23 protein-coding genes are annotated in these 26,507 nt (G+C 52.2%); 19 read left to right on the forward strand and 4 right to left on the reverse strand.

Translation table 11 applies throughout. From position 1 onward, the window contains the following. Positions 1 to 33: 33 nt before the first annotated feature. Positions 34 to 1,107, reverse strand: a complete 1,074-nt coding sequence (gene cax / locus MHH48_RS10365; protein ID WP_076320714.1) for a calcium/proton exchanger — start codon at positions 1,105 to 1,107, stop codon at positions 34 to 36. Between the two features lie 187 nt (positions 1,108 to 1,294). On the opposite strand from cax, the gene MHH48_RS10370 reads away from it, so the two are divergent. After that, complete coding sequence (locus MHH48_RS10370; protein ID WP_009589611.1) at positions 1,295 to 1,681, forward strand: Asp23/Gls24 family envelope stress response protein; 387 nt, start codon at positions 1,295 to 1,297, stop codon at positions 1,679 to 1,681. A gap of 54 nt (positions 1,682 to 1,735) precedes the next feature. Here the strand turns inward: MHH48_RS10370 and ftsW are convergent, their stop codons facing one another. Beyond that, on the reverse strand, positions 1,736 to 2,953 hold the full coding sequence (gene ftsW, locus MHH48_RS10375) for a putative lipid II flippase FtsW (protein ID WP_076320715.1): 1,218 nt from the start codon (positions 2,951 to 2,953) through the stop codon (positions 1,736 to 1,738). Between the two features lie 11 nt (positions 2,954 to 2,964). Next, positions 2,965 to 3,312 (reverse strand): YugN family protein, encoded by a 348-nt coding sequence (locus tag MHH48_RS10380; protein WP_076320716.1) that lies wholly within the window; start codon positions 3,310 to 3,312, stop codon positions 2,965 to 2,967. A gap of 251 nt (positions 3,313 to 3,563) precedes the next feature. Here MHH48_RS10380 and MHH48_RS10385 point away from each other — a divergent pair, with 251 nt between their 5' ends. The 9 genes from MHH48_RS10385 (at position 3,564) to MHH48_RS10425 (ending at position 12,638) form a co-directional block, all read left to right on the forward strand. Further along, positions 3,564 to 4,073, forward strand: a complete 510-nt coding sequence (locus MHH48_RS10385; protein ID WP_076320717.1) for an NUDIX hydrolase — start codon at positions 3,564 to 3,566, stop codon at positions 4,071 to 4,073. Between the two features lie 30 nt (positions 4,074 to 4,103). Continuing rightward, positions 4,104 to 5,276, forward strand: coding sequence for a M20 family metallopeptidase (locus MHH48_RS10390; protein WP_076320718.1), 1,173 nt, complete (start codon positions 4,104 to 4,106; stop codon positions 5,274 to 5,276). A 212-nt stretch (positions 5,277 to 5,488) separates the two neighbouring features. Beyond that, complete coding sequence (locus tag MHH48_RS10395) at positions 5,489 to 7,273, forward strand: DNA repair helicase XPB (protein ID WP_076320719.1); 1,785 nt, start codon at positions 5,489 to 5,491, stop codon at positions 7,271 to 7,273. Beyond that, positions 7,270 to 8,988, forward strand: coding sequence for a helicase-associated domain-containing protein (locus MHH48_RS10400; protein WP_076320720.1), 1,719 nt, complete (start codon positions 7,270 to 7,272; stop codon positions 8,986 to 8,988). Before MHH48_RS10395 ends, MHH48_RS10400 begins: the two co-directional genes overlap by 4 nt. Before the next feature lie 104 nt (positions 8,989 to 9,092). Next, complete coding sequence (locus tag MHH48_RS10405) at positions 9,093 to 9,530, forward strand: YlbF family regulator (protein WP_076321304.1); 438 nt, start codon at positions 9,093 to 9,095, stop codon at positions 9,528 to 9,530. Between the two features lie 47 nt (positions 9,531 to 9,577). Next, positions 9,578 to 9,841 carry a YlbG family protein gene (locus tag MHH48_RS10410; RefSeq protein WP_076320721.1) on the forward strand — a complete coding sequence of 88 codons (264 nt, stop codon included), beginning with the start codon at positions 9,578 to 9,580 and terminating at the stop codon, positions 9,839 to 9,841. 429 nt (positions 9,842 to 10,270) lie between these two features. Continuing rightward, entirely contained in the window at positions 10,271 to 10,708 is a 438-nt protein-coding gene (locus tag MHH48_RS10415) for a hypothetical protein (RefSeq protein ID WP_076320722.1), read from the forward strand. Positions 10,709 to 10,826: 118 nt separating this feature from the next. Then, positions 10,827 to 11,732, forward strand: a complete 906-nt coding sequence (locus tag MHH48_RS10420; RefSeq protein ID WP_076320723.1) for a selenium metabolism-associated LysR family transcriptional regulator — start codon at positions 10,827 to 10,829, stop codon at positions 11,730 to 11,732. Between the two features lie 39 nt (positions 11,733 to 11,771). Beyond that, positions 11,772 to 12,638, forward strand: coding sequence for a PHP domain-containing protein (locus MHH48_RS10425; RefSeq protein ID WP_076320724.1), 867 nt, complete (start codon positions 11,772 to 11,774; stop codon positions 12,636 to 12,638). A 176-nt stretch (positions 12,639 to 12,814) separates the two neighbouring features. Here the strand turns inward: MHH48_RS10425 and MHH48_RS10430 are convergent, their stop codons facing one another. Further along, positions 12,815 to 14,572: an NFACT RNA binding domain-containing protein gene (locus MHH48_RS10430; RefSeq protein ID WP_076320725.1), complete on the reverse strand. Its 1,758-nt coding sequence runs from the start codon at positions 14,570 to 14,572 to the stop codon at positions 12,815 to 12,817. A gap of 178 nt (positions 14,573 to 14,750) precedes the next feature. Between MHH48_RS10430 and MHH48_RS10435 the strand changes: the two genes are divergently transcribed. The 9 genes from MHH48_RS10435 to priA all read left to right on the forward strand — a co-directional run bounded on the left by MHH48_RS10435 (position 14,751) and on the right by priA (position 26,502). Next, positions 14,751 to 17,546, forward strand: a complete 2,796-nt coding sequence (locus MHH48_RS10435) for a calcium-translocating P-type ATPase, SERCA-type (protein ID WP_076321305.1) — start codon at positions 14,751 to 14,753, stop codon at positions 17,544 to 17,546. A gap of 75 nt (positions 17,547 to 17,621) precedes the next feature. Continuing rightward, on the forward strand, positions 17,622 to 18,458 hold the full coding sequence (gene dapF / locus MHH48_RS10440; protein ID WP_076321306.1) for a diaminopimelate epimerase: 837 nt from the start codon (positions 17,622 to 17,624) through the stop codon (positions 18,456 to 18,458). Between the two features lie 182 nt (positions 18,459 to 18,640). Continuing rightward, positions 18,641 to 20,512: a bifunctional homocysteine S-methyltransferase/methylenetetrahydrofolate reductase gene (locus tag MHH48_RS10445; protein WP_076320726.1), complete on the forward strand. Its 1,872-nt coding sequence runs from the start codon at positions 18,641 to 18,643 to the stop codon at positions 20,510 to 20,512. Positions 20,513 to 20,550: 38 nt separating this feature from the next. Then, the gene (locus MHH48_RS10450) at positions 20,551 to 21,438 is read left to right on the forward strand and encodes a YicC/YloC family endoribonuclease (protein WP_076320727.1); all 888 of its coding nucleotides are present in this window, start codon (positions 20,551 to 20,553) and stop codon (positions 21,436 to 21,438) included. Positions 21,439 to 21,491: 53 nt separating this feature from the next. Continuing rightward, positions 21,492 to 21,752 (forward strand): DUF370 domain-containing protein, encoded by a 261-nt coding sequence (locus MHH48_RS10455; protein ID WP_006209218.1) that lies wholly within the window; start codon positions 21,492 to 21,494, stop codon positions 21,750 to 21,752. 13 nt (positions 21,753 to 21,765) lie between these two features. Continuing rightward, complete coding sequence (gene gmk, locus MHH48_RS10460; protein ID WP_076320728.1) at positions 21,766 to 22,338, forward strand: guanylate kinase; 573 nt, start codon at positions 21,766 to 21,768, stop codon at positions 22,336 to 22,338. A gap of 58 nt (positions 22,339 to 22,396) precedes the next feature. Beyond that, complete coding sequence (rpoZ, locus tag MHH48_RS10465; RefSeq protein ID WP_076320729.1) at positions 22,397 to 22,597, forward strand: DNA-directed RNA polymerase subunit omega; 201 nt, start codon at positions 22,397 to 22,399, stop codon at positions 22,595 to 22,597. Positions 22,598 to 22,720: 123 nt separating this feature from the next. After that, complete coding sequence (gene coaBC, locus MHH48_RS10470) at positions 22,721 to 23,974, forward strand: bifunctional phosphopantothenoylcysteine decarboxylase/phosphopantothenate--cysteine ligase CoaBC (protein ID WP_076321307.1); 1,254 nt, start codon at positions 22,721 to 22,723, stop codon at positions 23,972 to 23,974. Continuing rightward, positions 23,974 to 26,502 (forward strand): primosomal protein N', encoded by a 2,529-nt coding sequence (gene priA / locus MHH48_RS10475; RefSeq protein ID WP_076320730.1) that lies wholly within the window; start codon positions 23,974 to 23,976, stop codon positions 26,500 to 26,502. The genes coaBC and priA overlap by 1 nt, the downstream gene beginning before the upstream one ends. The last annotated feature ends 5 nt before the right edge of the window (positions 26,503 to 26,507 follow it).

Below are 26,507 nucleotides of genomic sequence, written 5' to 3' on the forward strand. Positions count from 1 at the left end.
AGCTGTGAGGGCTTACCCTTCCTTACATTACATTTAGACGAGGAAGAACGAGACGCCTAGTATGACGTACACGGCGAGCAGCAGAAGGCCTTCATACCAGTTGGAGGCACCGTCTTGCGTAATGGATCTGGCAATGAATACGGCGACACCGATAGCAACCAGCTCCAGCGTGGTAAACACAAGATCCATCGTATCCCCAAGGAAGAAGCTGATGAACACGAGCACGGGAGCAACAAACAGGGCAATCTGCAGGCTGCTGCCAACGGCAATTTCAACGGCTGCGCCGATTTTGTTCTTCATGGCGAGCATAATGGCTGCACTGTGCTCGGCTGCGTTACCGATAATCGCTACAAGGAATGCCCCGATAAACAGCTCGCTAAGGCCATACTCGTGGCTGATAGGCTCAAGCACCCCCACAAGCCATTCACTGACAAACGCAACCATCACCGTAGCGACAACGAGGTACAGTATTGAGCGTTTCTTGGACCAGACGGGACCGTGCTCGTGCGGCAGCGCATCCTGATCGTTATCGTCGCTGACATCCGCCAAATAGTTCTTGTGGGTGATCATCGAGAACCCCAGCCATGCGATGTAGGCTACGATCAGAATTCCCGCCACAATGAGGCTGAGCGTCTTGGTCTCACTCTCCGTAATGGAGTGGGTATTCAGAAAGACAGCAGGGATAAACAGGGCGATAATCGCCAGCGTCATCAGGGATCCGTTCAGACCTGCCAGCGTCACGTTGTATTTTTGGATTTTAAATTTGAGGCCCCCGGCAAACAGGCTGAGTCCGAGGACGAGCAGCAGGTTGCCGATAATGGAGCCGGTGATGCTTGCTTTCACCATATCGTACAAGCCTTCCTTGATCAGCAGGATGGCAATGATCAGCTCCGCCGCGTTACCGAAGGTAGCGTTCAGGAATCCCCCGAGCCGTTGACCGGCGTAATGCGCAACGCTTTCGGTTGCTTTGCCAAGGAAACCGGCGACAAAAATAACTGAGATGGCAGACAGAATGAATTGGAGTGTGAAGTTCCAATTCGCAAAATGCCCCAGCGCACTAAGCAAAAAAGTGAAGATGAGCAGCGCGGGGTTTAGCCATTTTTTCATAACCGACACCTACCTTATGGTTTATGTATTGATGAGTTCTTGCGAGCGGAAACGACGATTCTCGTATCGCTTTTTACAATATACCCAAATTTTTCGGAAAATTATCCTTCTTTTCAGAAAGGAGCATTTGCTTTTTAGGCCCGTTACCATTTACAATAACGGATAATGAGGTGAAGGAGGAAATGGCATGACGGAACAACTTCAACTGGATAACGGTTTGATTCGAATATCGGATGATGTCGTCTCGAAAATTGCCGGATTAGCTGCCTTGGAAACCCCAGGTATTGCAGCAATGTCCGGTGGATTGTCCGAGGGCTGGGCTAAGCGACTGAGCGGCAAAAATGTGCAAAAGGGTGTTACCGTAGAAGTAGGTCAGCTGGAAGCGGCGATTGACCTGCGGATTATCGTGCTTTATGAGACACCCATACATGAAGTGTGCCGCATGCTTCAACAGAATGTCCGCGAAGCTGTCGAGAGCATGACAGGACTTCGTGTGGTTGAGGTCAATGTGAAGGTCGAAGGCGTAGCTTTTAAAGACGATGAAATCGACGATATTCAGCTTCGAGCTAAATAAGACGTACCATAGGGGATCCGTTCCCCGCTGATGATGAAAAAACGAGAAAAAAGACTACCCGATTTCCCGGTAGTCTTTTTTAATTACGGATTTAACCTGCTCCTCTTTCATCGGACGGTTGCTGTCCCTGGATATGCTAAGCACGATTCCCATGCTCAGCATCATAACCAGCAGCGAGGATCCGCCATAACTGATGAATGGGAGGGTAACGCCCGTTATCGGGATGGTATTGGTAACCCCACCGATATTGATGAAGGCCTGTATGGCGATTAGTCCCATGATGCCGACGCCGGTCAAGGTTCCGAACGGATCCGAGCAGCGAAGCGACACAATGATCCCTCGCAGGATAAAGTATAAGTAGAGCAGGAGGAATATCGCAGTTCCGATAAAACCGAATTCTTCACCGATGACCGAAAAGATAAAGTCATTGTAAGGATTCGGCAGGTAATGCAGCTTCTGCACACTCTCCCCGTAACCGGCTCCAGTGACACCGCCTTGGCCGATGGCGATCAGCGATTGCACCAAATTGTAGCCCGTGTCCGACTCATCGTGGAACGGGTCCATGAAAGCCTCGATCCGGCCCATCTTGTAGTTCTTGGAAGCCTGCTCCTGATCTCCGCTGGAGTTAAAGAGTGCACCGACGCCCAGAGTGAGTACCAGGCCAAGCGCGACAAGCGAGATACATCCCAGGATATGCTTGAGGCTGGCGCCGCCAGCATAGATCAGCAGCCCGCTCGTAGCCACGAGGATGAAGCAGGAACCTAAATCCGGCTGAAGCATGATAAGTCCCGCTACGACCCCTACAATAATGAGTACGGGGAAGAAACCGCCCTTCCATTGACGGATTCGTTCCCCTTTTTTGGTAATCAGCGCTGCCAGATAGACAATGGTCGCAATTTTGGCCAGTTCGGTCGGCTGGATGCCGAATTTCCCCAGGTTAAACCAGCTTGTGGCTCCGTTGGTTGCGGAACCGATGATCACCACAAGAATCAGCAGCATCAAGGTTAGAAAAAACACCGGTATGAATAGCTGCTTGTATTTCTTATAGTTGATGTTCATGGCAACAAACATAACCAACGTGCCGAGGACGGCAAACGCGACTTGCCGCTTCGTAAAATGCAGCGGATCGTTATTGAATTTTTCATTGAAAACGGCCAAGCTGGAGCTGGAACTGAACACCATGATCAGTCCGAATCCCACTAACAGCAAGGTAAGGATCAGCAGTTGAAAATCAGGCGTCCCTCTCTTCGGCTGAGGTTTGGTCGTATTCATAATGTTCGACCTTACGCTTCCAGAAGAGCTTTGAGCTCTTGAAGCTTCTTGGTAGCCACATTCATAACGGGCTGTGGAGCCATGGATTCATACTCAAGTCCGTGTGGGAACGTGGCTCTACCCAGGTATACCGCTTCGATTTTGAGGATGGCGTCCGGTTTTTCGAGCTTGCCTTCAACAGCGCGGGTGTTAATGCGCAGGAAGTATTCAGCCTGATTTTTTTTATCTTCGATTTTCAAGTCATATGTAGCGCGGTAGTATTCCCACTGCCAACGAATGAAGCCTACTTTCTCGGCACATTCATCAAGGTAAGCTAAATCGCTGTGCAATCCGTCCAAGCCTGTATTTTCGAAAATCATGTGGTTGTAACCCCCTTAATAGTCCTTGCAAAGTTCTTTAATATGATAGTATGTTTCAGGAACTTGTGCAAGCCTGTACCGCCCGTCACGCTTCAATTGAGACCTTTTATCCAGATGAGAATTTGATAACGACAGGCATTCTTCTTTTCTGCTAAAATAAAAGGAAGTGAAAACGCTGTGAAATGTACGCTTTCCATCCTGGTGGTTATATATTCATAGGACTTCAATTAAGCGAAGGGTGGATATGGCCGATGAATCGCGTCGTTTACCGCACGGATTATTATGTAGTGGAAGAGAACGGGCAGAAGGAAATTGTCGTGATCGACCGGATTCCGGAATCGGCAGCGGTTGTGGCCGTTCATCAAGGTTGTCTGCTCTTGGTATGCCAGCACCGGGAAGCGGTTGATAAGATCACCTGGGAGCTTCCCGGCGGAACGGTGAAACCGGGTGAGGAACGGAAGCTTGCCGTGAAGCGGGAGCTTGAGGAAGAGGCGGGCGTGCTGTGCAAGGACCTGTCCTACATGGGCAGTGCTTATCCGATGGCTTCTCTGGCCAACCGGAACATTCATTTTTATTTCACCGACGATTTGAAGGTGTCCGGCAGCCAAGAGTCGAATCAAGATGAGGACGAAGATGTTAGAGCTGTGTGGGTCCCGCTCAGGGATGTATACCGCAAGATCAAGGAAGGCGGCCGAATGGATGCCATGGTTGGGCACGGACTGCTGCTGAGCAAGCTTTACGGATTTCTTGCGATCGATTGAGCCGCATATAGCGGGGGAGGATGATGGAACTTGACGAAGGAAGCATTTTGGGAACAATGGTATCCACGGATGGTGGAGTGGCGTCGTCATTTACATATGCACCCGGAACTTTCGTTCCAGGAGAAGGAAACTTCGACATTTATAGCAACCCGGCTGCAGGAGCTTGGCCTTGCGGTCAAGACAGGTGTGGGCGGGCATGGCGTTATAGGAATTATAAAAGGAGATACACCTGGCAAGACCGTTGTGCTGCGTTCTGATATGGATGCGCTGCCGATTGAAGATGGCAAGAGCTGCGAGTACAAATCCCGGGTGCAAGGCGTGATGCACGCTTGCGGGCATGATGGGCATACCTCCATGCTGCTGGGGGCCGCTGCTTATTACAGCACGTATCCGGAAGAAATCCGGGGCGAAATTCGTTTTATGTTCCAGCCGGCGGAGGAAGTCTGTCCCGGCGGTGCGGTAGAGATGATCAAGGATGGAGCACTTGACGGAGCCGACGTTGTCTATGGTCTCCACTTATGGACGCCGTTTCCGGTAGGGACCGCAGCGAGCGCGCCGGGTCCGCTGATGGCTGCGGCGGATGAGTTTTTCATTGATATTACAGGGCGCGGGGGACATGGCGGTATGCCGCATGTGACAGCCGATGCCCTGGTAGCGGGGGCAGCGCTTGTTATGCAGCTCCAAACCATTGTAAGCCGCACGGTAGATCCACTGCAGCCTGCCGTGGTTACGGTAGGAACGATGCAGGCCGGAACGGCGCAAAACGTAATTGCTTCCTCTTGCCGGATCACGGGAACGGTGCGCACCTTTGACGAACCTACCCGGACATTGATCCGGGAGCGGATCGAACATATGACCCGGACGGTTTCGGAAACCTACGGCACGAAGGCAGCGGTCCGGTATCTCGTCGGTTATCCACCCTTGGTGAATGATGAGACCGAAACCGCGCGGTTCTTCCGTACGGCACCGAAAGTATTCGAAGCGGATCAGGTCAAGGTCTCGCCCAAACTGATGCCAGCGGAGGATTTTGCCTATTACTTGATGGAAATTCCAGGCTGCTTCATTTTTGTTGGAGCCGGTAACCCGGACAAGGGGGCAATCTATCCGCATCATCACCCGATGTTCGACTTTGATGAAGATGCTATGCGTTATGGGGCGAAGCTGCTGGTCGAGATGGTGTCGAGTTATCAGAACAGGGACTAGACTTTAAGAAAATCGCAATCATCGCGCATGAACGCTCGTCAATTGGAAATCCTATTGATCATAGGGGAAGTTCAGATCCATGGATATGGATGTGGGCTTCTTTTTTTTAACCTCCGCTATATGCGGTCTGTCTTCTGAGAAAGTACGTTGATAGACGATTTTCTAACCTGCCATGAAAAATAGAGAGCCAAATGTTACGAGGAGGGATTAGGATGCATAACAAGCCATGCATCGTCCAGCGGGATCGGACCATCTTGCTTGAGACCGCTCATGCGGAGGCTGAGGGCGCACGCGAACAACTGGCCCAGTATGCGGAATTGATCAAAAGTCCTACGTCTTTTCATACATATCGCCTGTCCCCGTTATCCTTATGGAATGCCGCTGCCGGAGGATTGACGGCTGAGGCGATTTGTTCGAGCCTCCAGTCGCTATCACGTTGGGATGTGCCGGCAGCCCTGCTGGAAGAGGTTGTCCAGCTCGTTGGGCGTTACGGACAGCTGTCGCTGCTCCCGCATCCCACACTGGATCGTTCATTGCTGCTACACAGCGATAGTGAAGCCCTGATGGAGGAGCTCAGCTCCAAGCGTTCCCTGATGGAAATCGGCGTTCGGTTGATCTCGGCAAACGAGGCAGAGGTGCCCTCAGACCGGCGTGGCCTATTAAAGCAGGAGTTGACCCGGCTTGGATATCCTGTGCTGGATCAGGCGGGATATCTGGACGGGCAATATCTGAACATCCTTTGGCGAGGAGAAACAACGGGTACAGAGAGAGACGAAGGTTTAAGCGGCGGCTCAAACGATCAGCAATTCAAGCTTCGCGACTATCAGCAGAAGGCTGCTGAGTCCTTTCGGGATATCGGCGGAGAAGGGGGGAACGGGGTGCTTGTCCTGCCCTGCGGTGCCGGGAAAACGGTGATTGGCATCGCCGCTATGCGCGATCTGCAGTGCGAGACCCTGATTCTAACCTCCAACACAACGTCTGTAAGGCAGTGGATCGACGAGCTGCTGCAGAAAACCTCACTCTCCGCGGAGGAGATCGGTGAATACTCCGGTCAGCGCAAAGAGGTGAGGCCGGTAACGGTCGCTACCTATCACATCTTGACCCACCGACAGGGCAAGGGCGATGAACAACAGCATATGAAGCTGTTTAATGAACGTCGCTGGGGCTTAATCATCTATGATGAGGTCCATCTCCTCCCCGCCCCGGTATTCCGTGCGACGGCCGATATTCAGGCGACTCGCAGGCTTGGTCTGACCGCCACCTTGGTTCGCGAGGATGGAAGGGAGCATGACGTGTTCTCGCTGATCGGCCCCAAACGATATGAAATGCCGTGGAAAAGGCTGGAGGAGCAGGGCTGGATTGCTTCGGTGGACTGTATGGAGATTAAGGTGCCGCTGCCGGATGAGATAAGAGAAGCCTGCAAGACGGTAGGCAAAAGGGAGCAGTATCGGCTGGCTGCCGAGAATCCCTCCAAGCTTCGTGTGATTCGGCAGCTCGTGGATCTCCACAAGGATGCACAGACGCTGATCATCGGGCAATACCTGGATCAGCTTCACGCCATTGCCGAGGAGCTGCAGGCCCCTCTCATTACGGGGCAAATGACACAGGATCAGCGCAATGAATGGTATAAGGCTTTCCGGGAAGGAGCCGTCCGTGTACTTGTCGTTTCGAAAGTGGCTAACTTCGCGGTTGATCTGCCCGATGCTTCCGTCGCGATCGAGGTTTCGGGCAGTTACGGCTCACGGCAGGAGGAGGCGCAGCGCCTTGGACGCTTGCTGCGGCCGAAGCAGGGGGAGAATCGGGCTTATTTCTATGCATTGGTGACGGAGGACAGCCGGGAGGAGATGTTTGCGATCCGGCGCCAGCTGTTCCTGATTGAGCAGGGATATGAATATCACGCGATTCAAGCGAAGCATCCGGCCTCCCTTGACCTCATAGCGATGCGGCATACGCATCGCTTGCCGATTCCTGACGGGAAGGAGGCCTCGTGGAGATGATGGAACAGCAGGACGTGGCGGAAGCCACAAGCTTAGAGCATCTTCTTGCCAAGGAGCGATCGGTCCTTCATCATATTTGGAACCGCTTTGCCGGGCAGAGCTTTGATGACGACAAGCTTCGCTTGCTTCGCGTTCAACGCCTGAGCGGTGTGGAAGTACAGCTCGCCTTCTTATCCTTGAGGCAGCAGCGATGGGTTCAAGCAGTCAAACAGGGCTGGGGCGAGAGGCTGTATTTCATTCCTTTTGATAAACTTCAGATTCTCCAGGAGGCTTTTGGCAATCTCGAGACGGATTCCGTTCCCGCTGCTGCCGTGAAGCTCCAGCAAGAGGGAAGAAGCGGCATAGCAGTTGATATGTTCAATGTGCTTGTCTATATGGCCAAGAACCAGATGGCTATAACCGCTACAGGGGTTCTACATAAGAAGTTTATTCAGAAGCTGGGGAGCATCGTGGGATTAACGCCATCCAATGTCGAGGGGCTTACTCTCCAATATGATCACGCTGATGTTTACCCACCGCATGTTGCGATCGTATTGGATCTGCTGTTTTCGTTTGAGCTGGTCGCCTTGGAGCAAAGGGAGCTTAGGCTAAACATGACCGCGTTGCGTCATTGGCTCGCACTCTCACGCGAAGCGATGGACCGATTGGTTCTTTTGCATATGATGGAACGTTATGTTCCGGGTTCGGCCGAGTATCAGCATTTCACATGGCAGATTTGCCACTCATCACGGATCGGCGGGATGTGGTATTATGCTCAGCACATGTTAGCAAAGGGCGAGGAACCACTGAACGGGGATCCTCTTAGGGGAAGGGAGTTGTCCGCGGGGGATGCGGCTTCATGGCTCCGTTTATTGACCGGTTGCGGTTACATCGATCTTGGGATGGATCACGATGGTCAATTCCTGTTCCGGTGGCGTATGGATCCCTGCTCCTTGTTGAGTGGAAGCAGTAAGGATGACACCGAATCTTCGGGGCTGTTTATTCAGCCGGATTTTGATATATTGATTCCGCCTGACGTGCCTTATATGGTCAAGTTTACGGCTGCCCTATGCACGGAGCGCATCTCGGATGACGTAATGACGGTTTATCGACTGACCAGAGATTCGGTAGCTCAGGCGGCGACTGCAGGAATGGGGCCGGAAGCGATCACGGCTTTTTTCACGGAACATGCAGCGGCAGGAATTCCAGAGAACGTGTACACGGCCCTACGTCAGTGGGGCAAGGAGATTGAACGCGCGGGAAGGAATGAGTCTTCTTTATGGTATTCCGTGGCAGCTCCAGAAGATGAAACGGAGATCGGGGCCAGTGATGAAGGAGATAACCGTTACGCTTTGCCGCGTTATCCAGGCTGCCCTTCTAGCGGATTGATTCGTTCTGCTCGCAGTGAGCTTGTTCTTGAATGGGACGACAGCCTTCCGGATAAAGCGTCAATCGTTCCGGATTTGAACCGGATTCCCATCATGTGGACACGGGATTGGCGTTCTTATCACGGTTCGACGGCCAAGCAAATGATGGAGCAGGCGCTTGAATTGTCAGCCAAATTAGAGATTGCGGTCGATGGAAGCCGGATGGAGTTTATTCCATTTCAGCTCGAGCGGCAGCCATGGAAAATTTCGGGAGCATTATATGATCCGGATTCCGATTCCGAAATGACGGGAACCGTGGTGCAGTTAGGCGAAGGGGAATGGAAGGAAATGCGGCTTGTGATTCCGTAAAAGCGTATGAATTCCCCCTTCTTAAGATACGAGCGTTATGCTATGATGAAAGAGTCCACAAAAATAAAGCGTGGGCCAAACTATTAGAAAAGCGGGATGAGTTCATGAGCGTATCGGAAATGAACACGGTCGATATGGCCGAGGTGCTCACCTATGCCTATGAAATAGGCGACATGATTAATGCTTCCGTCGAAGTGGCGGATTATCTATATTGGAAGCAGGCAGTTGAAGGTGATCCTACGATTCAGGCTTTGATCAGAAAGCTTGATTCCAAGAAAGAGCTATTTGAAGAGACTCAGCGGTTCGGTCACTTTCACCCGAATTACCATTCGGCCAAGGATGAAGTAGCCGCAGTGGAGGCGGAGCTTGAGGCTTACGAGCCTGTAGCCCGGTTTAAGCAGGCGGAGAAGAATCTGGACGATCTGCTGCATTCGATGTCGGAGAAGATTGCTTTTTCGGTTTCGGAGAGCATCAAGGTACCTGGCAACGATCCTCTTCCCAAGAAGGGGTGCGGCAGCGGCGGAGCTTGTTCGTGCGGATAATAAGCATAGACTAGAGATAGAGACGAAAGTGAGGCGAGGAGCTTAGGATGTTGGCTGAACGGACCGGTTTTATTATATGGGTCAGCGATGTAAAGGCAGCAAGAAATTTGGAGAAATACGGCAGCGTGCACTATATATCACGCCGCATGCATTATGTTGTCATGTATGTCAATGCTGACCGCGCCGAGGAAACAATGAAGAACATCCGGAGATTGTCCTACGTTCGTAAGATCGAGCGCTCCTTCCGGAATGAGATCAAGACGGAGTACAGCAGCAAAGGGCCGGATAAAGCGAAGTTTTACGGTCCTTAGCATGATGTGCCTGATCAAGACTCTAACGTTAACGCATAAGTTAGCATAAAGAGCGTAAAGCGGCCCCCACGGGGGCCGCTTTTTTTAAGATATTGGAAGGTATAAAATTGGAGCATGGGACTTCCTGATATCGCAAGGGAAATCCACTTTTTTATAAAGTTTTTTTGGATTGATGGCGATAGATTGGCATAAATCGGAATCTTGTTTGATAAAATAGTATAAGTAAGGTACAATTTACATTTTAATCAAGCCATCATTCCAGGCGACGTCAGCGCCTAACACACAGGATACAACTAGAGATATTTCTAAATTTTCGGTGATTGTTCACAAGAAGCGAGGTTTCAATCTTGTGAATGCCAGTGGAATGATGTAATATGTTGGGTATATATACATAGATACAAAGACCCATTTGGTGGAGAGTGATATTCCATGCGCGACAAAGGGACTGAGCGGTGGAGCACCTATGAGCCGTTTTATATTACGTTAAATGATAAAAAGGTAGCCGACATCATCATTACCAATCATGCGAAGAGCCGTTATACGGACCGGGTTCAGGGTAACGACACCTCCCATGAGGAAATCGGGACTTGGATGTGGGAGTGCCTGAAACAGGACCGGATCGTGCCGTATTACCGCAACGAACAGGATGTCTATCTGATTGACGACGACTTGGTGGTTGTGGCGGAGTTTTCGGAGCTGGAGCATGAACGTGATTTGATTGGCAACCCGCTGCACCGGATGATTATTGTAACTTTTTTGGGACGTATGTCAGAAACCATTGAGCTTCGAGACCTGAAGTCGTATTACTCATGGCTTCGCCATTCACGTCGTATGACACTGATTAAGAATAGCCGGAAACGTAAATAAAGAAATAGAGTCATCATATGGCATGCGAGCGTAAGCGCGGATGTCTTTTTTGTATGCTCCGCTCTGATCCGTTACAATGATAATAACAAAGAGAGGCAGCGAGAGGGGAACCGATGCTATGAACTTTCATCAGCTACATATTTTTTATACGGTAGCAGAGCGTGGGAGTTTTTCCGCTGCTGCCCAGGCGCTTCATATGAGCCAGCCCGCTGTGACGATGCAGGTACAATCGTTGGAGGTATATTTTGGGACAAAGCTCCTCATTCGTTCCACCAAGCGCATGGAATTGTCCGAGGCCGGGAGGACGCTGCTTCCTTTTGCCCGCAAGAGCCTGGAGCTGTCGCAGGAAACGGACGCAGCGATGGCGGCATTCTCAAATAAGCTTCAGGGAAGACTGCAACTGGGGGCTAGCCTGACTATCGGGGAGTACGTGCTGCCTCGATTGCTGGGGCCCTTCGGCCGGGAGTATCCCGATATATCTATCATGCTTAAAGTGATGAACACCACGCAGATTCTCGAGGAAATCGCTGGCCATCAATTGAATTTTGGGCTGATTGAGGCACCTGTCGAGCATCCGGATATGGTCCTGGATTCGGTTATGGAGGATGAACTGAAACTGATCGTTCCTTCCAGCCATCCTTTAGCGACAAGGGAAGATGCGATATATTTGGAGGAGGTGCTGAAGTATCCGTTTGTCCTTCGTGAGAAGGGGTCTGGCACCCGGAAGGTGATGGAGCATGTGCTGCTTATGCGGGGGTACGATCCCGAGAGCATCCGGACGGTGATGGAGCTTGGGAGTACGGGAGCGGTGAAATCGGCGGTAGAGGAAGGACTCGGCATTACGATGCTGTCGACCTCAACGGTCAAGCATGAAACGGCGCTCGGCTTAGTCAAAATGATCGATATTGCGGATGCCTCATTTAAACGGAACTTTTATTCCATTCAGTTGCGGTCAGCTCTGCTGCCGATGTCGGCGATGACGTTTTTGGCCTATTTAAGGGAACGCCAGCGAAACCAGCGATAAAGCACACCCGCACATACAACGAAAGGGGGATTGAATATCATGGATACATCGATGGATCGGACAGGCTGCGACCTTCATTCCCACACTCAGGCTTCGGACGGGATGAACACACCTTCGGAGAACGTGCAGCTTGCCTTCGATCGGGGACTTGGGGCGCTAGCTATAACGGATCATGACACCGTAGCTGGTGTCGAGGAGGCGCTGCAAGCCGGAGAAAGGCTGAACATGGTCGTGGTCCCTGGCGTAGAAATCAGCACCATGGCATGCGGGACGGATATTCACGTCCTAGGCTATTACATAGATTACCGGGACCCCGTATTTCTGAAGCGGCTGGCAGAGCTCCGTCGCACGAGGGAGAAGCGTAATGAGAAGATCATGAGCAAGCTAAGAGAGCTTGGCATCGAGCTTACGATGGAGGAAGTCATCGCCAGCTTGGGACGGCAGCTGGAACCCGATGAGAGCATCGGCCGCCCGCATATTGCGGATGCGCTGGTCCTGAAGGGCCATGCTCTCGATCTCAGGGATGCCTTCGACCGTTATCTCGCACAGGGCGCAGCTGCTTATGTGCCGCAGCCGCGGATTCATCCCAAGGAAGCCTGCGAATGGATACGGGAAGCCGGGGGTGTGCCGGTGCTTGCACACCCTGGACTCTACAGCGATGACGCGTTGGTGAGAGCGGTCATTGAAGAGGCTGCATTCAAAGGGATTGAAGTCTATCATTCGGACCATGGGGCAGCGGAGGAGAAACGCTACTTGGCCATGGCCGAAGATTACGGCTTGATCGTGACCGCCGGATCGGATTACCATGGTGAGAGGCAGGGCAAGGTATTCCATGGGGATATCGGAAGCCGCCAGGTATCTATCCAGGTGTTGGACCAACTTCAACAGGCGCAGGCAAGGAGCTGAGAACCCGACAATACTGCCGGTTTCGAGCGGATTAAGTTTGTGCGGCTCCGGCGGATTCGTATAGGAGAATCCTGGCATGAGAATAAGAAAAAACGGGCATCCCGGCTGGTCACACGACCTTTCGGGGTACCCGTTTTTTTAGTTAAATTAACGATATATCGATGTCTTAGATTATCTTAATTGCGATTGTTTTTTACCGAACTGGGCATCGCCTTGATCCGCTGCTCGTCCGGCGTGACAAACAGCGTTTTCTGATTGTCATAAATGACAAATCCGGGCTTGGCTCCATTCGGCTTGCGTACATGGCGAATGAGTGTGTAGTCGACGGGAACACTGCTCGATTCTTTCGCCTGACTGTAATAAGCAGCCAGCTGTGCCGCTTCCTGCAGCGTTGCATCCCCGTACTCGCTACTGCGGATAACCACGTGGGAGCCCGGGATATCCTTGGTGTGCAGCCATGTATCGTTAGAGGAAGCGAGACGGTTGGTAACGTACTCGTTTTGTAGGTTGTTTTTGCCTACATAAAGCTCGATGCCTTCGGATGAAGTATAGACATGCAGCGTCGGCTTGTCGTTTTTCTTCTTTTTCTTCGCTTTACGATTGCGGTCTCTTAAGTATCCCTGCTGGATCAGCTCTTCCCGGATTTCATCGATGTCGCTCAAGGAAGCATGCGACAGCTGCTGCAGAAGATTCTCGATATAGTTGATCTCTTCGCGGGTTTTGATTAATTGTTCGTCGATGACCGCGAGGCTGTTCTTGTACTTGTTATATTTTTTGAAATAGCGCTGTGCATTGTCCGACGGAGTCAGGAGCGGATCCAACGGGATGGTGACGGTCGCCTGCTCTTCATCATAGAAGTTAACCAGCTGGGCTTCACGGTCGCCCTTCTTAATCTGATGGAGCGAGGCGAAGAGAAGCTCGCCAAAGATACGATACCGGTCGGCATCCCCGGCTTCTTCCAAGTCCTTATTCAGATTATCCAGCTTCTTGATGTTCTTCGTCCGTTCATTCTGCAGGAATCGGAGGAGGTCGCTTACCTTCTGTTTAACTGTATCCCGCTGCGCCTTATCCCCGTAATAATCCTCCATGCATCGGCTGACCGACTCGTAGGTTGTGGTTTCGTCCACCAGCAAGGTCAGCGGAATGACGGAGAACACCGATTTCCCCTTGGCATTGACTCCTGTAACGGGCGTATATTGATGGTTACGAACTTGTTCCATGAGTTCATCAAAAACGCTCCACAGGCTGCCGCAATTTTTTTCCCCTTCAACCCCGCTAGCACTGCTTTCTCCTGCACGGTGGGCAATTTCCTGTGCCGCGAGCGGACTGAGGCCGCTGAACGCGCTGACCAACCATGGAACGGCCTGCTCCTCGTTCATCAGACAAGATTCCCGGAAGGCTTCCTGCAAGGTTTCGAGCGGATTCAGCTTGTGCTGCTCCGGCGGATTCGTATAGGCGAATCCCGGCATGACCACGCGATAGCTGCTGATGGCGGGTGTCACATGGTTGATGCCGTCCAGAATGGTGTCGCTTGCTGGGTCGAGCAGAATGATGTTACTGTGTCTGCCCATCAGTTCGACGATGATTTTCTTGGAGGAGATATCCCCAAGTTCGTCGCGCTGCCGGATCGTAATATGGATAATTCGTTCCATACCGACCTGCTGGATGTCCTCGATGATGCCGCTCTCGCAATGCTTGCGCAGAATCATGCAAAACATAGGGGCTTCGGCCGGATTCAGAAAGGTCTCCTGTGTCAGATGAACCCTGGGATACGTGGGGTTTGCGGATAGCAGCAGCTTGGCGTTTCCCTGCTGGGTGCGTATATGAAACACGATGTCCCGATCGTTCGGTTGATATATTTTATTGATCCGTGCGCCCCGGCATGATTGAAGCTCATGCACGATCGCACGTGTGACAATGCCGTCTAATGCCATCCTTCATTCTCCTATCTGTCTGTTACCCTTCCTATCGTACTTCTCTATGATGCCATATTTCCCTTAAAAACTTAAGGCCCCTTCTGTGATAATTCAGGACCTGTCCGAATACATTTACGTAGAAAGGGTGGAAAAGCTGTCATCCGCCGGAGGAAAACAACCGGGAGGGAAAGGAAGCATGGAACAAAAGCAATGGCATCAGATGGATACGGATGAATTGCAGCAAGCGCTGCATATGCATCCGGAGCAGGGCCTCACGGAAGAGGAAACCGGGGAGAGACGAAAAAAAAGCGGCTATAATGAGCTCTCCGAGGGCGTTAAAATTTCTCCATTTGTTCTGTTTCTGAATCAATTTAAGGATTTCATGACGTTGGTGCTCCTTGGAGCCACCCTGGTATCGGGTCTGCTGGGTGAGTATCTGGATGCCGTAACGATTGTAGCCATCATCCTGATCAACGGGATTCTTGGTTTCGTTCAGGAATTCAAGGCGGAACGCTCGCTTCGGGCCTTGAAGCAGCTGTCCGCACCAATGTCCAGGGTCATTCGGGACGGTAAAGTGGTACAGGTTGCGGCCAGAGAACTCGTCCCTGGCGATGTCGTGCTCGTCGAGAGCGGAGACCGCATTCCGGCCGATGTTCGCTGGCTTGAGATCAACAGCTGCAGCGTCGAGGAATCGGCCTTGACCGGCGAGTCCCTGCCGGTGAACAAACATGCCGAGCCGATCCGCGATGCGGATGTTCCCCTGGGTGACCGGAAGAACATCGGGTTCATGGGCACGATGGTGGTCCGCGGTACGGCGAAGGGTGTTGTCATCCGAACCGGAATGGATACGGAGATGGGCAAAATCGCCGATTTGATCCAGAACACGGAATCCCAGGAGACGCCGCTGCAGCATCGACTGGAGCAGCTGGGCAAAATCCTGATCGCCGTTTCACTGGGGCTTACGATTCTGGTCGTCGTAGCAGGCATTCTGCATGGACAGCCTGCCGCAGGCATGTTCCTTGCAGGAGTCAGTCTTGCGGTTGCGGCCATCCCTGAAGGGCTTCCGGCCATCGTCACGATTGCGCTCGCCCTCGGCGTGCAGCGCATGATTAAGCGCAAAGCGATTGTACGCAAGCTGCCATCCGTGGAAACGCTGGGCTGTGCATCCGTAATCTGTTCGGACAAAACCGGGACGCTCACGCAGAATAAAATGACCGTAACCCAAGTTTGGCTGGGAGGGCGCTCATTGGAAGTGACCGGGCACGGTTATGACCCGACGGGTCAGATCCTTCATAGAGGCAAACCGGTCGAGCTGCGGTCCGACCAGGGCCTGCGCAGATTATTGCAAATCAGCGGTCTGTGCAACAATGCCGAAATCTATGAGAACGTGCAGGAAGAAACGCGGAACAAGCGGAAGAGCAAGGAAGAGCCGACAGCTGCTTCCTGGGAATTAAAAGGGGACCCGACCGAAGGGGCGCTGTTGACGCTATCGTCCAAAATGGGATTGACAAAGGGAAGCCTGAACTCCATCTACCAGAGAGACAAAGAGTTTCCGTTTGATTCGGAGCGAAAGCTGATGTCCGTCATTGTCAGCCATCAGGGCGGACGCTTGCTCTGCACGAAAGGCGCGCCGGATGTGCTGCTAGATGCATGTGCTTATATTATGTGGGACGGAAACGTTGTTCCGCTTACCGCTACGCTCCGTCAGAAGGTGTTTGCCGCCAATGAAGGTATGGCCTCCGATGCGCTGCGCGTGCTTGGTTTGGCTTATCGGGATTTGCGTTCTTATGACAAGCCGGAAACGGAGCAAGAGGCCGAGAGCCAGCTTATCTTTGTCGGGCTGGCCGGGATGATCGATCCGCCGCGCCGTGAAGTGCGCGATGCGATTGCGACATGCCGCCGCGCGGGCATCAAGACCGTCATGATTACGGGCGACCACCGGACGACGGCGGAAGCGATCGCCGCCCAGCTTGGCATCCTGCCAAGGAACGGCCTGTCGTTATCAGGCCAGGAGTTATCCGGGATGGATGACAAAGAGCTGGATGCGAGGGTGGATCAGACCTTTGTTTACGCCCGTGTATCCCCTGAGCATAAGCTCCGCATCGTAAAGTCGCTTCAACGTAAGGGGCATGTGGTTGCGATGACGGGGGACGGCGTGAACGATGCTCCGGCCATCAAAGCGGCGGATATCGGAATTGCCATGGGGATTACTGGGACAGACGTAACGAAGGAAGCGTCTTCGCTTGTGCTCAGTGATGATAATTTCTCCACAATTGTTTCAGCGATTGAGGAGGGGCGCAACATCTATGAAAATATTCGCAAATTTATCCGCTATTTGCTGGCTTCCAATGTCGGCGAAATTCTGACGATGTTTTTCGCGATGATGATGGGTCTGCCGCTTCCGCTCGTTCCGATCCAGATTCTGTGGGTCAACCTCGTGACCGACGGACTGCCGGCTATGGCGCTCGGAGTGGATCAGCCGGAGAAGGATCTGATGGAGCACAAGCCGCGCGGAGCCAAGGAAAATATTTTTGCCAGACGTCTGGGTTGGAAAATCATCAGCCGCGGCATATTGATCGGCCTGTGTACACTTGGCGCATTTTGGATTACGCTGCGCATCGCGCCGAATGATCCGGGTCAGTTGGCCAAGGCACAGTCCGTTGCCTTTGCGACACTCGTCATGGCCCAACTGATTCATGTGTTTGACTGCCGCAGCTCGCGTTCGATTTTCCATCGCAATCCGCTTCAGAACAAAGCGCTGGTGCTTGCTGTGCTGTCCTCGGTATTGCTGATGCTTGGCGTCATGTACATCGAGGCGTTTCAGCCGATCTTTAAGACCGTTCCATTGAATTTGAAGGAATGGGCACTGACACTCGTGGCCGCCGGCATTCCTACCTTCCTGATGGGAGCGGGAAGCGTGTGGGGAGGCAGACGAAACCGCAACCGGAACCGCCGCAGCATGATGACGAAGAGTGCAAATATTTCGGCATAAATTGAATGGATAGCCCATCACCTCTGCGATATGCTAAGCACGAGCATAGCAATTGCAGAGGAGATGGGTTTTATGATGGAATTTACGAAAATGCATGGACTTGGCAACGACTTCGTTGTCGTATACGGCGAGCAAGAACTTCCATCCCATGCATCCGAATGGGCCGTGAAGCTGTGCAATCGCTTTTTCGGCATCGGTGCAGACGGACTTGTATATATTTTGCCTTCCACAAAGGCTAACTTTATGATGCGCATCATGAACTCAGATGGTTCCGAAGCGGAACAATGCGGCAACGCCATTCGTTGTGTAGCGAAGTATGTGTATGATCACGGCCATATTGATCGAGAGGAGATTACCATTGAAACCATCGGCGCCGGGGTACAGCAAGTACGCCTTACGGTGCAGGATGGTCAAGTGAGCAGCGTGCGGGTCGATATGGGTGAACCGGTCCTGAATGGACTGAGCGTGCCTACATTGATCGATCTCCATCCGGTGGTGAATCATCCAATTGAAGTGGACGGCCAGGATTTCCGCTTCACCGCGGTGTCCATGGGCAATCCGCACTGCGTCATTTATGTGGACGATGCCATTAACTTCGATCTCGGTGAATGGGGACCTAAGCTTGAGGTACATCCGCTGTTCCCGAGAAAGATTAACGTGGAGTTTGCGACGGTGAATTCACGGGGCCAAGTGGACATGCGGGTATGGGAGCGTGGTGCAGGACTGACCTTGGCCTGCGGCACCGGCGCCTGCGCAACTTTGGTATCCTCGGTACTGAACGGATTGACAGACCACAGCGCAACGATCTCTCTTAAAGGCGGGGACTTGTTTATCGAGTGGGATGAGTCCGACAATCATGTGTACATGACAGGGCCAGCCGAGGTCGTGTACGCAGGCACGATTGTCTTGTAGAGCATCCGCCAGCCGTTACAATCCTGCCCGCAAAAGTGAAAAAACAGTATGATCTAAAGTTTGTCCATTAGGGGTGGACACGTTAGGGAGGCCTTTTGAAGGCTTCCCTTTTGTCTCTTTATCTTTTGAGAGGTTTTATGATACATTAGTTGAAAATAAACGTCGGGTGGAGGAGAAACGCGATGAAACCGAATCTTCGGCAGGCATGGGAGAATCAGGTACTGGTCGGTGACGGCGCGATGGGTACTTATTTATATCAAAAAGGATTTCCTGTAGGCATATCATATGAAGAACTGAATTTAACCTCTCCGGAGGTCATCGGAAACGTTCATCGCCAGTATGCTGAGGCTGGTGCCCAGGTCATTGAGACGAACACGTTCTCTGCCAATTATGACAAGCTGTCCAAATACGGTTTGGAGGCGAAGGTAGGAGAGATTAACCGCGCAGGCGTGAGAATTGCGCGTGAAGCTGCCGGCGATCACGGATATGTAGTGGGTGCGGTAGGCTCCATTCGTGCAGGCAAAAGAAGCAACATTTCCACGAGCGAGCTCAAGCGTTACTTCGAAGAGCAGCTGTCGGTACTCATATCGGAAGGCGTTGACGGCATTCTGCTCGAAACGTTTTATGACGTGGACGAGATTCAATTGGCTTTGGCGCAGGCTCGGATGCTTAGCGATCTGCCGGTGATCTGCCAGTTTGCGGTAGAGGATATTGCCCGTACACTGGACGGCTTCACGATGCCGGATGCTTACCGCATCCTGAGTCAAGAAGGTGCGGACGTGATCGGCTTTAACTGCCGGACGGGTCCAAACGGTATCATGCGCGCACTTGAAACCCTGAACGGCATTATGAATCTTCCGGCTTCGGTCTACCCAAATGCGGGGATCGCTGATTATGTGGATGGGGAATACCTTTATGGTGCGAGTCCCGAGTATTTCGGCAAGACGGCTTTGGAGTTTGCGAAACGTGGTGCCCGGATTGTCGGCGGCTGCTGCGGAACGACACCGGAGCATATCGCCGAAATATCATCGGCGTTGTCCGATTACGTACCCGCGCCGCTTCCTGCCGTCGATGAGGCTGAAGTCAACCGGATCGTGATTCACGAGACAGCCCAAGAGCAATTTTACGAGCGCATCGGGGAGCCGACGATTGTTGATATCGTGAAGGAACGTCATACCGTTATCGTCGAGCTGGACCCTCCAAGGGATCTGGATATCACCAAGTTCATGAAGGGTGCGGAAGCTTTGAAAAAAGCGGGAGCCGATGCGCTGACCCTTGCAGATAACTCGCTGGCCGTAACCCGTATGAGCAACATGGCGCTCGGCCATCTAGTACAAGCACGCACGGGACTGCGGCCGCTGATCCACATCGCTTGCCGTGACCGAAACCTGATCGGCACGCAGTCGCACATGATGGGCTTTGATGCGCTTGGCATCGACCATGTGCTTGCGGTGACGGGGGATCCGGCACGCTTCGGGGATTTGCCGGATTCCAGCTCGGTGTACGACATGACCTCATTTGAAATCATCCGCATGATCAAACAGCTGAACGACGGCATTGCTTTTTCCGGAAAGCCGCTTAAGCAGAAGGCCAAATTCGTTGTCGGCGCAGCGTTCAATCCCAATGTAAGGCATCTGGACAAAGCGGTTGCCCGCTTGGAGAAGAAGATTGCGTCGGGTGCGGATTATGTGATGACACAGCCTGTGTACGATCCCGAGTTAATGGTTAGGCTGAGGGAAGCGACGGCACATCTGGATATTCCGATCTTTATCGGCATCATGCCGCTAGCAAGTGGACGGAACGCGGAATACCTGCATAATGAGGTACCGGGCATTCAACTGTCGGACGAAGTCCGCAGCCGCATGGCCGGGCTTGAAGGTGAAGCCGGCCGGGCGATGGGTGTCAAGATCGGCAAGGAGCTGCTGGATGTTGCAACAGAACATTTTAACGGCATATACTTAATGACGCCGTTTATGTTCTATGAAATGAGCGTACAATTAATGGAGTATGTCTGGGAGAAATCGGGCCGTCGATTGACCCCCTTGTTTCATTAATAATTATCAATTACAATAGTGTAATGGATGTGATTCCGATGTCATTGAGCATGACCGGATATGGGCAATCCGTTGTCGATTTTCAAGGTTACAGTATCTCTTTCGAAGTGAAGTCAGTCAATCATCGGTATTGTGAAATCGTCTTTCGTATGCCCCGTGAGTGGGCTTGCTTCGAGGATTCACTTCGACGGGCGGTACAGAGCCGAATTGGACGCGGGCGGATTGATGTTTATATTAACAAGGAAAACAACGGCGAGTCCCAGGGTGCTGTGCTGAACCACGCCATGGTTCAGGCGTATTTACAGGCAGCCGAGGATTTGAAGTCATATGGAATCAAGGGAGATCTGGCGGTGCGGGATATTTTGTCGCTGCCAGATGTTCTTGTTAGTCCGAGCGGACTTCCCATGGATGAAGCGCAGCAGAAGTTATGGAATGATGCGCTTCTTCAAGGTCTTGAACAAGCGCTGGAGGGTCTGATTCAGATGCGCAGCAGGGAAGGTTCTTTTCTCGTGAAGGATATCGGGCAGAGGTTAGACCGATTGCAGCTGCTTCACCGAGAGATGACCGAGATTGCTCCTGAAGTTCCGGAAGAGTACCGGAAGCGTCTGCGGCAGCGCATAGAATCTCTTGATGACGGGTCGCTTGCTGTTGATGAACATATATTCGGAATGGAAGTTGCCCTGTTTGCTGAACGTTCTAATGTGGACGAGGAATTGATTCGACTTCACAGTCATTTGGAACAATGCAGGGAGCTGCTTCATCAGAAAAGCCCTGTAGGCCGTAAACTGGATTTTCTGATTCAAGAAATGAACAGAGAAGTCAATACGATTGGATCGAAAGCCAATCATCTGACTCTGGTAAACCGTGTTGTCGAAATGAAAGCGGAACTGGAGAAGATTCGTGAACAAGCCGCTAATGTGGAATAACCACAGCTTCATCGGCAAGTAAGAGTCAAATGTATAGGGGGAGCAACCGCACAATGGCAATCAAACTTATTAATATTGGCTTCGGAAACATCGTATCGGCCAATCGGATCATCTCAATCGTGAGTCCTGAATCGGCTCCGATCAAGAGGATCATTCAAGAAGCACGGGACCGTCATATGCTGATTGATGCTACATATGGCCGAAGGACACGGGCTGTTATCATTACGGATAGCGATCACGTGATTTTATCGGCTGTGCAGCCAGAAACGGTGGCTCACCGTCTGTCCAGCAAAGATGACGACAACGACGAATAAGATGAGGAGTACTATGTCTAGAGGATTATTGATTGTATTGTCCGGTCCTTCCGGGGTGGGAAAAGGAACCGTCTGTACGGCACTTCGCAGCCTGGTTCCAGAGCTGGTGTATTCGGTGTCGGCTACGACACGTTCACCGCGGCTCGGCGAGGTACATGGTGTGAACTATTTTTTCAAAAGTCGGGAACAATTCATGGATATGATTGAGAACGACCAGCTTCTCGAATATGCGGAATACGTCGGGAACTATTATGGAACCCCACGTGATTTTGTGGAAGAAACTTTAGCCTCCGGCAAGGATATTATACTGGAGATCGAAGTACAGGGTGCGCTGAAGGTCAAGGAGAAGTTTCCAGAAGGTATCTTTGTGTTTCTGATGCCGCCGTCGCTGGATGAACTGAAAGATCGGATCCAGGGACGTGGGACAGAGAGTCAAGCTACCATCGACCACCGCATGTCCGTAGCGGTTGACGAAATCAATTTACTGCAGCATTATGATTATGCGGTAGTGAACGATGAAATCAATCTCGCTTGTGAGAGAATACAATCTATCATTATTGCCGAACATTGTAAGGTGAGAAAGTAACCTGTCTTTTCATAGACGGCGTTAACTTTCAAGTAAAAGAAGAAGAGGTGCTTCGACCGTGTTATATCCATCCATTGATGAAATGATGAATAAAGTAGACAGTAAATATTCTCTTGTGGTTGCGGCTTCCCGCCGTGCACGCCAATTGCGTGAAGGCGGAGTCAGCGAGTTGAAGAATCCGAAATCCCATAAGTTTGTCGGTGTCGCTCTGGAAGAAATCTATGGCGATTACGTGAAAATCGAGCGGGGACAGGACTAAGACCTTTTTTCAATATTTGAATATCATGCGTTAGCGCGCGAAAATGTGACAACCGAAAGGTTGTTATTTTTTTGAGAAGATATGAGAATGTTGCCTTTACACTATGGAAAGCGGGGGATTGTCATGTTGAACGGAAAAGTCATTGTGCTTGGCGTTACAGGTGGCATTGCCGCGTATAAAGCAGCGACTTTATGCAGCAGGCTTGTCCAGAGGGGAGCGGATGTGCATGTCATTATGACGGAATCCGCGAAGCAGTTCATTCCGGAATTAACGCTTCAAACGCTGACTAAAAACCCGGTTTATAGCGATACCTTTGATGAACGGGACCCATCGGTCGTCTCGCATATCCATTTGGCTGATTTGGCCGATTTGGTATTGATCGCTCCGGCCACAGCCAATGTCATCGGCAAGATGGCACATGGCCTGGCGGATGACATGCTGACCACGACGCTGCTCGCGACCACGGCTCCTGTCATGATCTCGCCGGCAATGAACGTGCATATGTACACGCACCCGGCCGTCATGGCGAATATGGAGACGCTGGTCTCCCGCGGGGTATCCATGATTGAACCCGGAGAAGGGCTTCTGGCTTGCGGATATGTCGGTAAGGGACGGATGGAAGAGCCCGATACGATTGTTGACGTGGTTGACCGGTTTTTCCGAGATCGTGCCGCACAACCTGTGGCGTTGAATGAGGAAATGGCGAGCAGCTCGACAGGCATATTGCATGGTAAAAAGGTAGTTGTCACGGCCGGCGGCACGATCGAACGCATTGATCCGGTCCGGTATATAACGAATGATTCTTCCGGAAAAATGGGGTTTGCGATCGCGAAAGTGGCCAAGCAACTGGGAGCGGATGTTCACCTCATTGCCGCTCATACCGATGAAGTCCCGCCAGAGGGAATCAAGACGGAAAAGGTGGAATCGGCTCAAGATATGTACGATGCGGTGCAACGCGTGTTCGATCATAGCGATATCGTGGTCAAGGCAGCAGCGGTTGCCGATTATCGGCCTGCTGAGGTAGCGACATCAAAGATCAAAAAGCGCGGGGAGACGATGACGCTGGATCTTGTCAAGACAACGGACATTCTGGAGAGCCTGGGACGCCAAAAAACCACCCAGTTCTTAATCGGATTTGCTGCTGAGACCGATACGGTGGAGCAGTTTGCAAGAGAAAAGCTGAAACGCAAAAATTGCGATCTGATCGTTGCTAACGATGTTACACAGGAAGGAGCAGGCTTCCGCACGGATACGAACAGCGTTCATATCTTTGATGCAGAAGGGCTGGTCCTGCAGCTTCCCGTGATGTCCAAGGAGGAAGTGGCCCAGAGGCTGTTAACGCTGGCGGCTGATCGGTTGTCCGGGAGGTCATCCTGATGGAAATGGCACGAGTGATTGTGGACGTGCCGTCCAAGGATACGGACCGGCCTTTTGATTATTTAATCCCTGAGGAGCTCCGCCCATGGGTCGAGGTAGGCAGCCGGGTCGGCGTGCCGTTCGGGCATCGTACGCTTCAGGGGTTCGTGGTCTCTCTGCATCCCCGGCCCGAGATGGATACGGCGAAAATGAAGCCGATTCAGGAAGTGCTCGATGTGATGCCGCCGCTTTCGCCTGAACTGATTGAGCTTGGAGAATGGATGAAGGAGCGGTATGCATGCCGCTATATATCGGTTCTGCAGTCGATGCTGCCAACGGCGCTGAAAGGGAAGGCTGAGCGGTACATTTCCATTGGCGATTCAGACACGTCTCCGACGGATGAAACCGACGGATTATTTGCGCTCCTGCCCGAGAGTGAGTCGGAACAGGAGATCATCCGCTTTGTCAGTCAGAGAGGCGAGGTTTCGCTCCAGCAGTTAACGCGGGCATTTCCGGATGGGGCTGCCACCATCAAAGCACTGATCGGCCGTGGACGGCTGAGTGAATATCAGCAAATCAAGGATAAACTGCAGAAAAAAACGGTGAAAGCGGTAGAGCTTGCCGTATCGAGCGAGGAAGCGCATCTGGCGCTTGCCTCATTTCCGGCCAAGGCCCAGCGCCAGAAGGAAGTGCTCCAGTATATATTGGAAATGGAAGCATTTCTGCCGATATCGCAGAAGGATCTGCTACAGGCGCTGGGCGTCACCGCAGGCACCGTGAAGGCGCTGGCGGACAAAGGGCTGATTACCCTTGAGGATATCGAAGTGTTCCGTGACCCCTATCGGGGGCGGCATTTTACGCCTAGCACCCCATTAGCGCTCACACCGGAGCAGCAAGCGGTGTACCGCAGCATCGTGCACAAGCTGGATGAACGCAAGCATGGCGTGTTTCTTCTCCACGGGGTAACAGGCAGCGGCAAGACCGAAATCTACCTGCAGACGATTCAGCGATGCCTCGAACAGGAGCGCCAGGCGATTGTGCTGGTGCCTGAAATATCGCTGACACCCCAAATGGTGGAACGATTCAAAGCCCGTTTTGGCGATCGCGTAGCTGTCATGCACAGCCGGCTTTCAGATGGGGAGCGTTACGATGAATGGCGGAAAATAAGGGAAGGCCGGGCGTCCGTTGTCGTGGGCGCACGATCGGCAGTGTTTGCGCCGTTTGACCGTCTGGGCTTGATCATTATGGATGAAGAGCATGAAGGTTCCTATAAGCAGGAAGAGACGCCGAAGTACCATGCCAGGGATGTTGCGATTCACCGTGCCCAACTGACCGGTGCAGCCGTCATTTTGGGTTCGGCAACGCCTTCGCTGGAGAGTTACCATGCGGCGAGATCGCAAGCTCAGGATGATTTTGCGCCTCATCTGCTGGAGATGCCGAGCCGTGCGCTGGGCAACAAGCTGCCTGAGGTCCAGGTCGTGGATATGCGAGAGGAGCTGCGAGAAGGAAATCGCTCGATGTTTAGCCGCTCCCTGCATGCCGCGATTTCGGCAAGGCTGGAACGCGGGGAACAGACGGTACTGCTGCTGAATCGGCGGGGCTACTCCACGTTTGTCATGTGCCGGAGCTGCGGATATGTGGCAGGCTGTCCGGAATGCGACATATCGCTAACCTATCATCAGAAATCGAATAATTTGCGCTGCCATTATTGCGGTTATGCCGCACAAGCGCCGGAGGTTTGCCCGGATTGCGGAAGTGAACATATACGCTATTTCGGTACGGGAACGCAGCGTGTCGAGGAAGAATTGGCCAAGCTGTTTCCCGGCATTCGCGTCATTCGGATGGACGTGGATACCACGACCGAGAAGGGTTCCCATGAGAAGCTGCTGAAGCAGTTTCGGGATAAAAAAGGGGACGTGCTGCTAGGTACCCAGATGGTCGCCAAAGGCCTGGATTTCCCCGATGTCACCTTGGTCGGCGTCATTACAGCCGATTCGGCGCTGAACCTGCCCGATTTCCGGGCGGCCGAGAAGACGTTTCAACTGCTGACGCAGGTTGCCGGAAGAGCAGGGCGCCATCATCTGCCGGGTGAAGTGGTTATCCAATCCTATACACCCGAGCATTATTCGATTATTCATGCAAGCAGCCATGATTATTTATCCTTTGTCAAGGACGAGCTGAAGCACCGCAAAGCGCTCCATTATCCGCCGTATTGCAGGCTGATCCTGGTGACGCTGTCGCATGAACAGCTGCCGCTGCTGGTAAGAATGGCGGAGAATTTTGCCGCGACCATCAAAAGCGAATCCGACCGCCGGGGATGGTTTGGGAGTCTGGACCGATTCGACGCTAGCGCGCTCGATATATTGGGCCCGGTAGCCTCCCCTATTCCGCGGTTGAAAAATAGATACAGATTTCAATGTATGATAAAATGGCGGGGAACGATGGATGCTGTCTCGCTGGTACGTTCGGTTGCCGAGAAGCTTCAGGATTCGGCGCGGGACAGCAAGCTCCAGATCAGTATTGACGTAGATCCGCAAATGTTAATGTAATTCAG

Origin of the sequence: Paenibacillus sp. FSL F4-0100 (genome assembly GCF_037993005.1) — a bacterium.
Classification (GTDB): domain Bacteria; phylum Bacillota; class Bacilli; order Paenibacillales; family Paenibacillaceae; genus Paenibacillus_AQ.

Bases quoted from the DNA above. Each gene is read 5' to 3' on its own strand.
- MHH48_RS10435 (WP_076321305.1), top strand. From the start codon at position 14,751: ATGGAACAAAAGCAATGGCATCAGATGGATACGGATGAATTGCAGCAA.
- MHH48_RS10430 (WP_076320725.1), bottom strand. From the start codon at position 14,572: ATGGCATTAGACGGCATTGTCACACGTGCGATCGTGCATGAGCTTCAA.
- priA (WP_076320730.1), top strand. From the start codon at position 23,974: ATGGAAATGGCACGAGTGATTGTGGACGTGCCGTCCAAGGATACGGAC.
- MHH48_RS10410 (WP_076320721.1), top strand. From the start codon at position 9,578: ATGTTGGCTGAACGGACCGGTTTTATTATATGGGTCAGCGATGTAAAG.
- MHH48_RS10420 (WP_076320723.1), top strand. From the start codon at position 10,827: ATGAACTTTCATCAGCTACATATTTTTTATACGGTAGCAGAGCGTGGG.
- MHH48_RS10425 (WP_076320724.1), top strand. From the start codon at position 11,772: ATGGATACATCGATGGATCGGACAGGCTGCGACCTTCATTCCCACACT.
- MHH48_RS10445 (WP_076320726.1), top strand. From the start codon at position 18,641: ATGAAACCGAATCTTCGGCAGGCATGGGAGAATCAGGTACTGGTCGGT.
- dapF (WP_076321306.1), top strand. From the start codon at position 17,622: ATGGAATTTACGAAAATGCATGGACTTGGCAACGACTTCGTTGTCGTA.
- ftsW (WP_076320715.1), bottom strand. From the start codon at position 2,953: ATGAATACGACCAAACCTCAGCCGAAGAGAGGGACGCCTGATTTTCAA.
- MHH48_RS10395 (WP_076320719.1), top strand. From the start codon at position 5,489: ATGCATAACAAGCCATGCATCGTCCAGCGGGATCGGACCATCTTGCTT.
- MHH48_RS10415 (WP_076320722.1), top strand. From the start codon at position 10,271: ATGCGCGACAAAGGGACTGAGCGGTGGAGCACCTATGAGCCGTTTTAT.
- MHH48_RS10450 (WP_076320727.1), top strand. From the start codon at position 20,551: ATGTCATTGAGCATGACCGGATATGGGCAATCCGTTGTCGATTTTCAA.
- MHH48_RS10380 (WP_076320716.1), bottom strand. From the start codon at position 3,312: ATGATTTTCGAAAATACAGGCTTGGACGGATTGCACAGCGATTTAGCT.
- cax (WP_076320714.1), bottom strand. From the start codon at position 1,107: ATGAAAAAATGGCTAAACCCCGCGCTGCTCATCTTCACTTTTTTGCTT.
- MHH48_RS10370 (WP_009589611.1), top strand. From the start codon at position 1,295: ATGACGGAACAACTTCAACTGGATAACGGTTTGATTCGAATATCGGAT.
- MHH48_RS10455 (WP_006209218.1), top strand. From the start codon at position 21,492: ATGGCAATCAAACTTATTAATATTGGCTTCGGAAACATCGTATCGGCC.
- gmk (WP_076320728.1), top strand. From the start codon at position 21,766: ATGTCTAGAGGATTATTGATTGTATTGTCCGGTCCTTCCGGGGTGGGA.
- coaBC (WP_076321307.1), top strand. From the start codon at position 22,721: ATGTTGAACGGAAAAGTCATTGTGCTTGGCGTTACAGGTGGCATTGCC.
- MHH48_RS10400 (WP_076320720.1), top strand. From the start codon at position 7,270: ATGATGGAACAGCAGGACGTGGCGGAAGCCACAAGCTTAGAGCATCTT.
- MHH48_RS10385 (WP_076320717.1), top strand. From the start codon at position 3,564: ATGAATCGCGTCGTTTACCGCACGGATTATTATGTAGTGGAAGAGAAC.
- MHH48_RS10405 (WP_076321304.1), top strand. From the start codon at position 9,093: ATGAGCGTATCGGAAATGAACACGGTCGATATGGCCGAGGTGCTCACC.